The sequence below is a fragment of the Amycolatopsis sp. YIM 10 genome, from assembly GCF_009429145.1.
In the GTDB taxonomy this organism is placed as follows: Bacteria; Actinomycetota; Actinomycetes; order Mycobacteriales; family Pseudonocardiaceae; genus Amycolatopsis.
The window spans coordinates 953,355-966,022 of sequence record NZ_CP045480.1; the positions used below are offsets into that span (position 1 = coordinate 953,355).

Below are 12,668 nucleotides of genomic sequence, written 5' to 3' on the forward strand. Positions count from 1 at the left end.
ACCCCGTTGTCAAGGCGGGAAAGATGCCTTGACATCGGGGTCTTCGCCGTGTTTTGGGCTGTGGATCGGGATGGGGAGGGCTGGGTGGGGAGGTGGTCGGGTTTGGTGGCCGGGCGTCGGTTTGGTGGTGGGGGGCGTCGGTTGGTGGTGGCCGGGCGTCGGATTGGTGGTGGGCGGCCGGGGGTGGCTCCCGTTGCCGGATTGCGTGATGGGGGTGGCGGCATGGGCGCCTCTGGGTATGTCACCCTGGCGGCCTAGGACTACTCGCAGCATTACCGGGCAGGTGTGGGGCCGGGGCACGTAACCTGAACGGGTGGTCGAACCCTCGTCGCCTGTTGAGGCGCTGCCTCGTCCGCCGCGGCCGCGCCGGGCCGGGGTGCTCACCCGGCTTGCGCTGGTGGCGACGCTGCTCGTGGCCGGGCTCGTGCTCATCCTCACCATCGGCGTGACCCGCAACGACCAGGGCGGGCCCGAGAAAGCACCGCCACTGCCCGTGCCCGACCAGCGTCCCCAGCCGGGGGTGGCCGTGCCCAAAGCCGCGCTTCCGGCACCCGAGGACCGCCTCAACGCCTCCGACCAGGCCGAGTTGGACGCCTGGGCGCAGCGCGTGGCCCGCGCGACCTCGGTGCCCGAGCGCGTGCTCGTCGGGTACGGCAAGGCCGAGATGTGGATGCGTTCGCAGCAACCGAACTGCCACATCTCCTGGGCCATGCTGGCCGGCATCGGTCGCGTCGAGTCGCAGCACGCCGGGTTCGGGGGCGCCGAGGTGGGCGCCGACGGCCGCTTGACCAAGCCGATCATCGGCATCCCGCTCAACGGCTCGCCCGGGGTCAAGGCCATTCCCGACACCGACGGCGGCAAGCTCGACGGCGACACCCAGTGGGACCGCGCGGTCGGCCCCATGCAGTTCCTGCCCGCGACCTGGCAGCGCCACGCCGCCCGCGCGGCAGGTGACGGCGGCACCCCCGACCCCCAGAACATCGACGACGCCGCGCTGACCGCCGCCCGTTATCTCTGCTCGTCCGGCGGTGACCTGAGCAAACCGGACGGCTGGTGGAAAGCCGTGCTCACCTACAACGAGTCGGTCTCCTACGGCCAGGACGTCTTCAGCGGCGCCGACGCCTACGCCACCGCCATTCCGGCACCGTAAACTCCCGATCATGGGGCCCGAATTCCTGTTCGACGAACAAGCACCCGCCTACGACGCCAACGGTTTCCACGACCTCGTCGCCACCGAACTGGTCGCGGGCATCGAACCACCGGCCGAGACCGTGCTCGACGTTTTCGACGCTGCCACCGGCACCGGCGCCGCCGCGTTCGCCGCGTTGCGGCTGCTCGATCCGGCTCACGTCACCGCGGTCGACCTCTCCGGCGGCATGATCGAGCGTGCGCGGCAGCGCGCCGTCGAACTGGATCCGGACGGCAGGATCGACTGGCGGCAGTGCGAAGCGGTTCCGGCGCCGGTGTCCGAAGTGGACCTGGTGCTCTGCGCCTCCTCGCTGCACTTCCTCGGTTTGGCGGCACTGAAGGACTGGCTGCGGGTGCTGAGGCCCGGCGGCCGGGTCGCCTTCACGCTGCCGTACGCCGGGACCTTCAACCCGTCCGGGCCGATCGCCGAGCACGTGGCCGCCGACCTGCCCATTCCGTCCGATGTGGACGAAGCGGCCGCGGTCGCGGCCGGCTTCGCCGAGGTGCGGGCGCGGCGGTGGGAGGCCGACGACCGCGTGGTCTTCCTGGTCTACGGGCGCAGGCCCTGACGCCGCAGGCGGAGCAGGTTGTCCAGGCCGGTGCCCGCCTTGCTCTCCGGCCGGGACACCACCTCGTCCTTCTCGACCGTCCAGTCCGGCCCGAGCGCGAGGTCCGCCAGCACCTCGGCGGTGGTCGGCAGCGGCCCGTGCTCGGGGTGCACCCCGGCGTGCCCGATGATCAGCAGCAGGCCGCCCGGGGCCACCGCGCTCTTCGCCGCCTGGCCAAGGATGTGGTTGCGCTCCTCGTCCCCGGCCACCGGTGAGTGCAGGAACGACGCCGAGACCAGGTCGTACTCACCGTCCGGAAAGGACAGTGACAGATCGTGCTGCTGCCACGACACGCGGTCGGTGACCCCGGCTTCGGCGGCGTGCGCGGCGGCCCGCTTCAACGCGGTGGCCGACGCGTCGATCCCGGTCACCCGCCAGCCCAGCGATGCCAGCCAGATCACGTCGGCGCCCTCACCGCAGCCGAGGTCCAGCGCGGTGGACGGCGGCAGGTCGGCCGCCTCCCGCACCAGCAGCGCGTTCGGCTTGCCCGACCACACCTCGCGCTCGGCGTAGAACCCTTCCCAGAACTCGATCGCCTGGCTCATTCACCCGCTCCGATCAGGTCGGCGTGCATCGCGATGGCGGCCCGCGCGCCGTCACCGGCGGCGGTGATCACCTGCGCTCGCAGGTCGACCACGTTGCCAGCCGCCCACACCCAGCTCACGCTGGTCCGGCCGGTCCGGTCCACCTGGACCACCCCGTCCTCGCCGTGGGCGCAGCCGAGTCCGGTCAGGATCCGGTCCTTCGGCACGAACTTCGGGGCGACGAAGAGCGCGTCCCGCTCGACCACCGTGCCGTCGGTCAACTCCACCCCGCGCAGCCGGTGCTCGGCGGTGACCAGCCGGGAAACCGGGCCGGAAACCACCTTCACCCCGCGGGCGCTCAACCGGGCCAGCGCGTCGGCGTCCGGCGGGCTCTGGTGCCCGAAGAACACCACGTCGTCGCTCCACTCGCGCAGCAGTTCGGCCTGGTGCACCGAGTTCGGCGAGCTGCCGAGCACGCCGATCCGCTGGTCGCGGACCTCCCAGCCGTGGCAGTACGGGCAGTGGTGCACGTCGATCGCCCACAGCTCGGACACACCGGGCAGCTCCGGCAGTTCGTCGGTCAGCCCGGTGGTCACCAGCAGCCGCTTGGCGGCCAGCTGCCGCCCGTCGGCCAGTTCGACGGCCCGGTCGTGCCGCACCCGCCGCACCACGCCGTCGATCACCTCGCCGCCGTAACCCTCCACTTCGGACCGTCCGATGGCGAGCAGCTCGCCGGGCGGCGTGCCGTCCCTGGACACGAAACCGTGCACCCCCTCGGCCGGGGCGTTGCGGGGATTGCCCCCGTCGACCACGGCCACCCGCCTTCGCGCTCTGGCCAGTACCTGGGCCGCGTTCAATCCGGCCGGCCCACCGCCGATGATCACCACGTCGTATTCGCTCATGTCCCCGAGCATCCGCAGCCATCGAGAATCTGGCAAAGATGTTTGCCGTTCTGGCAAAATCGGGCCATGTCCGAGATCGAGCAGGTACTCAGCGGAGTCGGCCCGCGACTGAAGGCACTGCGCCGGGAGCGGCGGATGACGCTCGGCGCCCTCGCCGAGGCGACCGGGATCGGGCAGAGCACGCTGTCGCGGCTGGAGTCGGGGCAGCGCCGGGCCACCCTGGAACTGCTGCTGCCGCTGGCCCGCGCGTACCAGGTCCCGCTGGACGACCTGGTCGGCGCGCCCGCGGTGGGTGATCCGCGGGTGCGCATCGAGGCGAAGCAGGCCAACGGCATGACCACGATGGCGCTGAGCAAGCGCCCCGGCCAGCCGCAGGCGTACAAGCTGATCGTGCCGCCGCGGTACGAGCCGGAGCCGCAGGTCCACGAGGGGTACGAGTGGATGTACGTGCTGGACGGCCGGTTGCGCCTGATCCTCGGCGATCGCGACATGGTGCTCGGGCCGGGGGAGGCCGCCGAGTTCGACACGCGGGTGCCGCACTGGTTCGGCGCGGCCGACGACTACCCCGTCGAGTTGCTCTCACTGTTCGGCAAGCAGGGCGAACGAGCGCACCTGCGCGCGAAAGCCGCTCCGCGCTAGGCGTTGTCCTCGCGCAGGGCCAGGCGCGCGGTCAGTTCGGACACGCCGTCCTGGTAGTCGGCCACCGGATACATCGCGTTCGCCATGCGCATCTGGCCGAGGGCCTCGGAGAGCCTGCCCAGCCGCTGCAGCGTGCGCCCGAGCACGAACCGCGCGTAGTGATCGGTGGGATCCAGCTCGACCACCCTGGTCAGCGCGGCCTCGGCGTGGCGCAGCTGGGCGGAGAGGAAGTAGGCGCGCCCGGCGAGCAACTGCACGCTCGGCTTGTCCGGTTCGGCCGCGAGCACCGGCTCGAGCAGCTTCAGCGCTTCGAGCGGACGGCGCGCCCCGACCAGGTGCTCCGCCTCGCGGAACGCCGCGAACCGGTCCTCCGCCGGATCCTGTTCATGCGCAACCATGGTCCGTTCGACGGTACCCGCGCACCGGCACCCGCGCGACGGCCGAGCTGGTGATCAACCTGGCATCGGGGAGGGGGCGTGCCGCGCGCCGGGCTTTCCCATGGTGGACTAACCGGTCATGAGCGATGGGCATGTACACGGGCCGCGGTACCTCGGGCTGGCCCCGTACCTCTACTACACCGACGCCACCGAGGCGCTGGACTGGCTGGTCAGGGTGTTCGGCTTCACCGAGAAGGTGCGGTTCGTCGACGCCTCCGGCGTGGTCTTCCAGGCGACGCTCCAGGCGGGCGACGCCGAGGTGCAACTGGCCGGCGCCGGGTCGGACTACTGGGAGTCCAAGGGCGTGGACGGTCCGGTCGGGCAGCTCAACATCGTCTACGTGGACGACGTCGACGCGCAGTACACCCGGGTCTGCGCCGCACTGGGCGAGGACGCCGACGTGGCGGCGCCGCAGGACCAGCCGTACGGCGCGCGCGTGTTCACCGTGCCCGACTGCGGCGGCAACAGCTGGACCTTCTGGCAGCAGGTGTCCGACCAGGTCGAGCTGCCCGCGGGCTGGCAGGTCATCCGCAACGGGTGACGTGAGCCTCCAACGGGTGACACCCGGCAACGGCTACGCTGGGCGGCGTCGTGGCTGGGACAACCGGACGAGGAGCAGGCGTGGCGGTAATCGAGCAGGTAGGCGCGCGCGAGATTCTGGATTCGCGCGGCAACCCGACGGTCGAGGTGGAGGTGGCTCTCGACGACGGCACGCTGGCGCGGGCCGCGGTCCCGTCGGGTGCGTCGACCGGTGAGTACGAAGCCGTCGAGCTGCGTGACGGCGACACCGCCCGCTACGGCGGCAAGGGTGTGGAGCGCGCGGTCGCCGCGGTGCTCGACGAGATCGGCCCCGACCTGGCCGGGGTGGACGCGGTCGACCAGCGCATCGTCGACCAGAAGCTGGTGGACCTGGACGGCACGCCGGACAAGTCCCGCCTCGGCGCGAACGCCATTCTCGGTGTCTCGCTCGCGGTGGCCAAGGCCGCCGCCGACTCGGCCGAGCTGGAGCTGTTCCGCTACCTCGGCGGTCCGAACGCGCACGTGCTGCCGGTGCCGATGCTGAACATCCTCAACGGTGGCGCGCACGCCGACACCGATGTGGACATCCAGGAGTTCATGATCGCGCCGATCGGCGCGGAGTCCTTCCGCGAGGCGCTGCGCTGGGGCACCGAGGTCTACCACTCGCTCAAGTCGGTGCTCAAGGGCCGCGGCCTGGCCACCGGCCTCGGTGACGAGGGCGGGTTCGCGCCCAGCCTGAAGAACAACCGCGAGGCGCTGGACCTGATCATCACCGCGATCGAGAAGGCCGGGTACGCGCCCGGCCGCGACGTCGCGCTCGCGCTGGACGTGGCGGCCACCGAGTTCTTCGGTGACGGCGCCTACAGCTTCGAAGGCGCCAAGAAGAGCGCCGAGCAGCTGATCGGCTACTACACCGAGCTGGTCGACGCCTATCCGCTGGTCTCCATCGAGGACCCGCTGGGCGAGGACGACTGGGACGGCTGGGTGCGGCTGACCGCCGAGCTGGGTGAGCGGGTCCAGCTGGTCGGTGACGACCTGTTCGTGACCAACCCGGAGCGCCTCGAGGACGGCATCACCCGCCGCGCGGCGAACGCGCTGCTGGTGAAGGTCAACCAGATCGGCACCCTGTCCGAGACGCTGGACGCGGTGTCGCTGGCCACTTCCTACGGCTACAAGTCGATGATGAGCCACCGGTCCGGCGAGACCGAGGACACCTTCATCGCGGACCTGGCGGTCGCCACCGGCGTCGGCCAGATCAAGACCGGCGCGCCCGCCCGCGGTGAGCGCATCGCCAAGTACAACCAGCTGCTCCGCATCGAGGAGACGCTGGCCGACGCGGCCAGGTACGCCGGTGACCTGGCGTTCCCGAGGTTCACCCCGGAGTCCTGATCCAGCATGGCCGAGCGCGGCGGAAGAAGCCGGGAGCGCACCGGCGGGCGGGCGAGGAAGACCTACGCCCGCCGGCCGGAGCGCGTGCACCGGGAGGGCAGGCGAGCCCGGCTGAGGCGGGGCTGGAGCGCGAAACGCGCCTCCGGTGCCGCCCGCGTGCTCGGCCTGTCGAACACCCGGCGCGCGGCGGTGGTGGCGATCGTGGTCTGCGCGCTCGCCTTCACCATCGCCGTGCCGCTGCGCACCTATCTCACCCAGCGCTCGGAGGTTTCCGAGCAACAGCAGCAGCGCGAGCGGCTGCGTGAAGAGGTCGCCCAGCTGGAGGCCCGCAAGGCCGAGCTGGCCGATCCGGCCCAGGTGCAGGCGGAGGCGCGGCGGCGGCTGCGCTACGTGATGCCGGGCGAAACCCCGTACATGGTGCAGCTGCCGGAGGACAAGCAGCAGGCGCCGAACCAGGGCCCGGCCGAGCAGGCACCGCCGCCGTCGGGGCCGTGGTACGAGCGCCTGTGGGACCAGGCGACGGGGTAGTTACGCTGACCGCCGTGAGCAGCACCGAAACCCCCCAGTTCGAACCGGTCACCGAGCAGGACAAGGCGGTGATCGCCGAGCAGCTCGGCCGCCCGCCCCGCGCCCTGCGCGCGGTGGCGGCCCGCTGCCCGGGCGGGCACCCCTCGGTGGTGCAGACCAGCCCGAAGCTGGAGAACGGCACCCCGTTCCCCACGCTGTACTACCTGACCTGCCCGCGCCTGGCCTCGATGGTCGGGCGGCTGGAGGCGTCGGGCCTGATGAGGGAAATGACCGACCGCCTGGCCGAGGACGAGGAACTGGCCGCCGCGTACCTGCGGGCGCACCAGTCCTACCTGGCGCAGCGCGACGCCATCGAACCGCTCGGCCACGAGGTCACCGCGGGCGGCATGCCGGGACGGGTCAAGTGCTTGCACGTCCACCTGGCGCACACGCTGGCCTGCGGTCCTGGCGTGAATCCGTTCGGCGACGAGACTTTGGCGTTGTTGCGAGCCGAAGGCTGGCCGTCCGGCGACTGCGCGCCGACTGTCGCAAAAGGACAGTAACGGCGGCGGGGTCGCCAGAGATAACTCAACCGGGTAGGGCTCGGCAGGGAAAGGCGTTCTCGGCGTGGGGTTGTTCGCGGTCTCCGGTGCGACCGGTGAGATGTCCCAGGAATTCGGCCTGCGCCACCGCGCGGCCTTCGCCGTGCTCGGTGGCCTGCTCGCGGTCGCGCCCACCTTCGGGCTGACCGGCGGCACCGAGGGCTGGCTCGAGAAGGTGGGCCGGATCGAGCCGCCGTCCGGTGGGGGCGATCCCGGGCTCGGTGTCATCGGCGTGGACGGGAGCCTGCCGCAGCCGCCGGATCCCGAGGCGCTGCTCGCCGACGTGCCGCCGCCCGGCCCGCTCGGCATTCCCGGTTCCGCGCTGCGCGCCTACCAGAACGCGGCGAACATCCTCGCCTCCGAGCAGCCCGCCTGCCACATCGACTGGGCGCTGATCGCCAGCATCGGCCGGATCGAGTCGAACCACGCGCGCGGCGGTTATCTCGACGACAAGGGCAACACGCTCGAGCCGATCCTGGGCCCGGTGCTCGACGGTGTCGGCCCGGTGGCCGCGATCCGCGACACCGACGGCGGCCGCTACGACCGGGACACGGTGTGGGACAGGGCGGTCGGGCCGACCCAGTTCATCCCGTCGACCTGGCAGGGCTACGCCTCGGACGGAAACGCCGACGGCCTGACCGATCCGAACAACATCTACGACGCCACCCTCGGTTCCGGCCGGTACCTCTGCTCGGGTGGCATGGACCTCGCCGATCCGGAGCAGTTGCGCACCGCGGTGTTCCGCTACAACAACTCCGACGCCTACGTGTCCACGGTGATCCGCTGGGCGGAGGCCTACCGCACCGGGGTCACCCCGCTGCCGGACAGCGATGTCCCGGTTGGCGCGCCGAATCCGGTCACCACTCCCGCTCCGGCGCCGGTCACCCCGCCGCCCGCGCCGGTGGATCCCACGGCGCCGAACCCGTCGGATCCCGCGAACCCGCCGGGGCCGGGCGAGCCGGGGCCGTCGCTCCCGCCGTCGCAGGGTGAACCATCGCCGACCTGCGAATCGACGCCGCCGCCCTCGTCGGAGCCGCCGTCGTCGAGCACGCCGCCGCCGTCGTCCTCGCTGCCTCCGTGCGAGCCGAGCACGCCGCCGTCGTCCGTCCCGTCTTCGGAGGCATCGGCACCTTAAGTACCCGGTTGCGTTCTGTACAACGAAAGTACTGGGCCATTCGGCCGCCGATTGTTGCCGTCCGATGAACAGGAACGCCGGGTTTGTGGAAATCTGACAGAGCCGCGGGCTTTTGCGTGTTGCCGGTGTTTTCGCCCACTTCACATCCGGCATGCTGAGCTACCAAGTGCGGTAACGGCGCGGACGTGGAGGTCACTCGGGTGCGGGTGTGGCAGAGGCGCGAGACACGCGCGGGACAGAGCAGGTCAAGACGACGGACGCGGGCGATGGCCTGGGGGGCGCCGCTACTGGCGCTGCCGCTCATGGTGCCCGCCAGCGGCATCGGCGGGCTCAGCCTGCTCGGCCACGACACCGGTCCCGCTCGCTACCTGGACGCACAGGGGCAGCCGGTGGACGCGCAGGGCAATCCGCTCAGCGTCAACGGCAGCCTGCCCACCGGCGACTCCATCGGTGAGCAGCTGCTCGCGGACGCGGCCAACGCCGACGCGCTCAACGGCAACGCCGGCCTGCCGTCGGGTCCGCTGGGCATTCCCGGCTCCGCGCTGAAGGCGTACACGCGTGCCGCCGACCACCTCGCCGCCAGCCAGCCGGGTTGCAACCTGCACTGGTCGCTGGTGGCCAGCATCGGCCGGATCGAGTCGAACCACGCGCGCGGCGGCAACGTCGACGTCGCCGGGTACACCAGGGCGCCGATCCTCGGCCCGGTGCTGAACGGCGCCGGCCCGGTGGCCGCGATCAGCGACACCGACGGCGGTGCCTTCGACGGTGACACGACCTGGGACCGCGCGGTCGGCCCGATGCAGTTCATCCCGTCGACCTGGCAGGGTTACGCCTCCGACGGCAACGGCGACGGCGAGCGGAACCCGAACAACATCTACGACGCCACCCTCGGTGCCGGTCGCTACCTGTGCTCCGGCGGGCTGAACACCGCCGATCCCGCCCAGCGCGCCACCGCGGTCTTCCGCTACAACCACTCCGACTCGTACGTCCGCACGGTGCTGGCCTGGGCCGAGGCGTACGCGAAGGGCGTGCACCCGACCACGGACCAGCAGGGCCCGATCCTCGCCGCGCCGCAGGCCCCGACGGGCGGTGGCGCGCCGGGTGAGGTGCCGGTGCCGCAGGTCCCGCCGTCGACCGACCCGACCAGCCCGCCGTCGACCTCGAACCCGCCGTCGAGCAGCAACCCGCCCTCGTCGTCGATCCCGAGCACGACCAAGCCGCCGTCGTCGTCGAATCCGCCGTCGAGCAACCCTCCGTCGAGCAATCCGCCGTCGTCGGAGCCGCCTTCGAGCACTCCGCCGACCACCACGCCGCCGGACTGCGTGACGCCGGAGCCCGGCACCACGCCGGAACCGCCCGCCGAGGGCGAGCCGCCGCTGTGCGAGGACACCTCCTCCGAGGCGCCGACGCCGTAACACTCGAACAGGCAAATGCCCACCGGCCCGCACGGGCTGGTGGGCATTCGTCGTTAGGGTGGGTCCCATGCCTCGTGTTGCCGCCATCGACTGTGGGACCAACTCCATCCGCCTGCTCGTCGCCGAGCTGACCGAACGCCATGACGGCACGTTCGACCTGCGCGACCTGCACCGCGAGATGCGCATCGTGCGGCTGGGGCAGGGGGTGGACGCCACCGGCAGGCTCGCGCCGGAAGCACTGGAGCGCACGCGCGCCGCGCTGGCCGACTACACCATCGCCGCCCGCCGCAAGGGGGTGGAGAAGGTGCGGATGGTGGCCACCTCGGCCACCCGCGACGCGAGCAACCGCGACGAGTTCTTCGCGATGACCCGCGAGGTGCTTGGCACCGAGGCCGAGGTCATCAGCGGCGACGAGGAGGCCCGGCTGTCCTTCACCGGCGCGGTGGGCGAGCAGGACCCCGAAGACGGCCCGTTCCTGGTGGTCGACGTCGGCGGTGGCTCGACCGAGCTGGTGCTGGGCACCTGGGACGGCAAGCGCGCCGAGGTGCTCGCCGCGCGCTCGGTGGACATCGGCTGCGTGCGGATCACCGAGCGCACGCTGAAGTCGGACCCGCCGACCGCCGACGAGATCACCGCGGCGCACAAGCTGGCCACCGAGGTGCTCACCGAGGCGTTCGAAGCGGTGGACGTCTCGCTGGCGAACTCGTGGATCGGCGTCGCGGGCACGGTCACCACGCTTTCCGCGGTGGCACAGGAACTCCCGCAGTACGACACCGAGCGCGTGCACCTGTCGAAGCTGTCCGGTGCCGACATCGACCGCCTCGCCGAGAGCCTGCTGAGCGTGGACCACGCGGCACGCGCGGCGAACCCGGTGATCCACCCTGGCCGGGTGGACGTGATCGGTGGCGGCGCGGTGATCGTGCGGGCGCTGGCCGAGCAGTTCGCCGCCCGCGGCGGTCCGGCCGAGCTGATCGTCAGCGAGCACGACATCCTCGACGGAATCGCGCTCTCACTGGTGTCGTGATAAATGCGGTAAACGGTTTGCGACATTCAGTCGATTCACGTTGCTCCGTTGGTGTAAGGCTGACGGAGTAATGTGGATCATCGTGATTCTTTCGCAATGATTTGCGTCTGTGGTCTGGCTCACCCACCGGGCTAGCCTGCCCGTTCATGAAGGCGCGAATGCGGACGACGGTGGTCTTGGCGGCGGCGACCCTGCTGTTGAGTTCGTGCGGCGGGGGCGGGGAAGACGCACCCGGCGCGGGGAACACCGAAGGTGCCATCTCGGTGTTCAACACCGAACCGGAAAACCCGCTGGTCCCCGGCAACACCACCGAATTCGGTGGCGGGCAGGTGATGGACGCGATGTTCACCGGCCTGATCGACTACGACCAGCAGACCACCGAGGTGAAGAACGCGGTCGCCGACTCGATCACCGACGTGGACTCGAAGGTCTACACCTTCAAGCTGAAGCCGGGCTGGAAGTTCCACGACGGCACCGACGTCAAGGCCAAGAACTTCGTCGACGCCTGGAACTGGACCGCCTACGGCCCCAACGCCACGCAGGGCGCGCCGTTCTTCTCCGACATCCAGGGCTACGACGAGGTCAACCCGGCCGACCCGGACGGCAAGAGCGGCCCGCAGCAGGCCCCGCAGCCCACCACGGACAAGATGTCCGGGCTCAAGGTCATCGACGACACGACCTTCGAGGTGACGCTGAAGAACTCGTCGCCGGTGTTCAAGGTCAAGCTCGGTTACGAGGTGTACTCGCCGCTGCCGGACTCGTTCTTCGCCGACAAGGCCGCCTTCGAGGCCAAGCCGATCGGCAACGGCCCGTTCAAGTTCGTCTCGCGCCAGGTCGGCACCGACGTCAAGCTGACCAGGTTCGACGAGTACGCGGGCATGGACAAGCCGAAGTTCAAGGACCTGACCTTCCGCGTCTACCAGAGCCGCGAGGCCGCCTACCCGGACCTGGTCGGCAACCAGCTCGACTTCATCGAGGAGCTGCCGCCGAACGCGCTGGCCGGGCAGCAGCACAAGACCGATCTCGGCGACCGCGTGGTCGAGCGCGACTCGCTGATCAACCAGACGCTGGCCTTCCCGCTGTACGAGGAGAAGTACAAGAACCCCGACCTGCGCAAGGCGATCTCGATGGCGATCAACCGCGAGGAGATCACCACCCGCATCTACGAGGGCAGCCGCCAGCCCGCCGACGGCCTGGTGCACCCGCTGCTCAAGGGTTACCAGAAGGGCCAGTGCGGTGAGCTGTGCACGTTCAACCCGGAGAAGGCACGCGAGTACCTGGCGAAGTCCGGGTTCACCGGCACGCTGAAGATCATCAGCAACTCCGACGGCGGGCACAGCGAATGGGCCACCGCGGCGGCGAACAGCATCAAGAACACGCTCGGCATCGAGTGCGTCTTCGAACCGGCCACCAGCCTCGGCGAGTTCCGCGAGAAGATCAACGCCCGCGAGATGACCGACATGTACCGCGCCGGCTGGGTCGCCGACTACCCGTCGATCGAGAACTTCCTCAACCCGATCTACCGCACCGGTGCCTCGTCGAACGACGGTGAGTACTCGAACCCCGAGGTGGACGCGAAACTGGCGGCCGCGGACACCGCGCCGTCGGAGGAGGAGAGCATCAAGCTCTATCTCGAGGCCGAGAAGATGATCCTGAACGACATGCCGTTCGTTCCACTGTGGACGCAGAACACCATCGGCGGCAAGAGCGACCGGCTGTCCTCGGCCAAGCTCAGCGCGTTCCGGAAGCTGGACCTGACCAGCGTCGAAGTGGCCTGAG

Annotated in this window: 14 protein-coding genes; 11 read left to right on the forward strand and 3 right to left on the reverse strand. The window is 70.6% G+C overall.

The window, feature by feature from the left end:
* The first annotated feature begins 313 nt into the window (after positions 1–313).
* On the forward strand, positions 314–1,150 hold the full coding sequence (locus tag YIM_RS04765; RefSeq protein WP_228004560.1) for a murein transglycosylase: 837 nt from the start codon (positions 314–316) through the stop codon (positions 1,148–1,150).
* Between the two features lie 10 nt (positions 1,151–1,160).
* A complete protein-coding gene (locus YIM_RS04770) occupies positions 1,161–1,757 on the forward strand; it encodes a class I SAM-dependent methyltransferase (RefSeq protein ID WP_153029168.1) in 597 nt (198 codons plus the stop codon).
* Here the strand turns inward: YIM_RS04770 and YIM_RS04775 are convergent.
* Entirely contained in the window at positions 1,739–2,341 is a 603-nt protein-coding gene (locus tag YIM_RS04775; RefSeq protein ID WP_153029169.1) for a bifunctional 2-polyprenyl-6-hydroxyphenol methylase/3-demethylubiquinol 3-O-methyltransferase UbiG, read from the reverse strand. The two genes, YIM_RS04770 and YIM_RS04775, sit on opposite strands and share 19 nt — an antisense overlap.
* The gene (locus YIM_RS04780) at positions 2,338–3,222 is read right to left on the reverse strand and encodes an NAD(P)/FAD-dependent oxidoreductase (RefSeq protein ID WP_228004561.1); all 885 of its coding nucleotides are present in this window, start codon (positions 3,220–3,222) and stop codon (positions 2,338–2,340) included. The genes YIM_RS04775 and YIM_RS04780 overlap by 4 nt, the downstream gene beginning before the upstream one ends.
* Positions 3,223–3,288: 66 nt before the next feature.
* Between YIM_RS04780 and YIM_RS04785 the strand changes: the two genes are divergently transcribed.
* Entirely contained in the window at positions 3,289–3,861 is a 573-nt protein-coding gene (locus YIM_RS04785) for a helix-turn-helix domain-containing protein (protein WP_153029171.1), read from the forward strand.
* On the opposite strand, the gene YIM_RS04790 is transcribed toward YIM_RS04785, so the two are convergent.
* Positions 3,858–4,259, reverse strand: coding sequence for a tetratricopeptide repeat protein (locus YIM_RS04790; RefSeq protein ID WP_153029172.1), 402 nt, complete (start codon positions 4,257–4,259; stop codon positions 3,858–3,860). The two genes, YIM_RS04785 and YIM_RS04790, sit on opposite strands and share 4 nt — an antisense overlap.
* Positions 4,260–4,377: 118 nt before the next feature.
* On the opposite strand from YIM_RS04790, the gene YIM_RS04795 reads away from it, so the two are divergent.
* The 8 genes from YIM_RS04795 (at position 4,378) to YIM_RS04830 (ending at position 12,667) form a co-directional block, all read left to right on the forward strand.
* Positions 4,378–4,839: a glyoxalase/bleomycin resistance/extradiol dioxygenase family protein gene (locus YIM_RS04795; RefSeq protein WP_153029173.1), complete on the forward strand. Its 462-nt coding sequence runs from the start codon at positions 4,378–4,380 to the stop codon at positions 4,837–4,839.
* Positions 4,840–4,919: 80 nt separating this feature from the next.
* The gene (eno, locus tag YIM_RS04800; protein WP_153029174.1) at positions 4,920–6,206 is read left to right on the forward strand and encodes a phosphopyruvate hydratase; all 1,287 of its coding nucleotides are present in this window, start codon (positions 4,920–4,922) and stop codon (positions 6,204–6,206) included.
* 6 nt (positions 6,207–6,212) lie between these two features.
* On the forward strand, positions 6,213–6,734 hold the full coding sequence (locus YIM_RS04805) for a septum formation initiator family protein (protein WP_153029175.1): 522 nt from the start codon (positions 6,213–6,215) through the stop codon (positions 6,732–6,734).
* Positions 6,735–6,748: 14 nt separating this feature from the next.
* Positions 6,749–7,276, forward strand: a complete 528-nt coding sequence (locus YIM_RS04810; protein ID WP_153029176.1) for a DUF501 domain-containing protein — start codon at positions 6,749–6,751, stop codon at positions 7,274–7,276.
* A 100-nt stretch (positions 7,277–7,376) separates the two neighbouring features.
* Complete coding sequence (locus YIM_RS04815) at positions 7,377–8,450, forward strand: lytic transglycosylase domain-containing protein (protein ID WP_153036793.1); 1,074 nt, start codon at positions 7,377–7,379, stop codon at positions 8,448–8,450.
* Positions 8,451–8,716: 266 nt separating this feature from the next.
* Positions 8,717–9,865, forward strand: a complete 1,149-nt coding sequence (locus tag YIM_RS04820; protein WP_194240044.1) for a lytic transglycosylase domain-containing protein — start codon at positions 8,717–8,719, stop codon at positions 9,863–9,865.
* Between the two features lie 67 nt (positions 9,866–9,932).
* A complete protein-coding gene (locus YIM_RS04825; protein ID WP_153029177.1) occupies positions 9,933–10,889 on the forward strand; it encodes a Ppx/GppA phosphatase family protein in 957 nt (318 codons plus the stop codon).
* A gap of 146 nt (positions 10,890–11,035) precedes the next feature.
* Complete coding sequence (locus tag YIM_RS04830) at positions 11,036–12,667, forward strand: ABC transporter substrate-binding protein (RefSeq protein WP_228004562.1); 1,632 nt, start codon at positions 11,036–11,038, stop codon at positions 12,665–12,667.
* Position 12,668 lies beyond the last annotated feature (1 nt).

Excerpts from the sequence above, each read along its gene's own strand:
- YIM_RS04770 (WP_153029168.1), top strand. The coding sequence starts at position 1,161 with ATGGGGCCCGAATTCCTGTTCGACGAACAAGCACCCGCCTACGACGCC.
- YIM_RS04775 (WP_153029169.1), bottom strand. The coding sequence starts at position 2,341 with ATGAGCCAGGCGATCGAGTTCTGGGAAGGGTTCTACGCCGAGCGCGAG.
- YIM_RS04780 (WP_228004561.1), bottom strand. The coding sequence starts at position 3,222 with ATGAGCGAATACGACGTGGTGATCATCGGCGGTGGGCCGGCCGGATTG.
- YIM_RS04785 (WP_153029171.1), top strand. The coding sequence starts at position 3,289 with ATGTCCGAGATCGAGCAGGTACTCAGCGGAGTCGGCCCGCGACTGAAG.
- YIM_RS04790 (WP_153029172.1), bottom strand. The coding sequence starts at position 4,259 with ATGGTTGCGCATGAACAGGATCCGGCGGAGGACCGGTTCGCGGCGTTC.
- YIM_RS04795 (WP_153029173.1), top strand. The coding sequence starts at position 4,378 with ATGAGCGATGGGCATGTACACGGGCCGCGGTACCTCGGGCTGGCCCCG.
- YIM_RS04805 (WP_153029175.1), top strand. The coding sequence starts at position 6,213 with ATGGCCGAGCGCGGCGGAAGAAGCCGGGAGCGCACCGGCGGGCGGGCG.
- YIM_RS04815 (WP_153036793.1), top strand. The coding sequence starts at position 7,377 with ATGTCCCAGGAATTCGGCCTGCGCCACCGCGCGGCCTTCGCCGTGCTC.
- YIM_RS04820 (WP_194240044.1), top strand. The coding sequence starts at position 8,717 with ATGGCCTGGGGGGCGCCGCTACTGGCGCTGCCGCTCATGGTGCCCGCC.
- YIM_RS04825 (WP_153029177.1), top strand. The coding sequence starts at position 9,933 with ATGCCTCGTGTTGCCGCCATCGACTGTGGGACCAACTCCATCCGCCTG.
- YIM_RS04830 (WP_228004562.1), top strand. The coding sequence starts at position 11,036 with ATGAAGGCGCGAATGCGGACGACGGTGGTCTTGGCGGCGGCGACCCTG.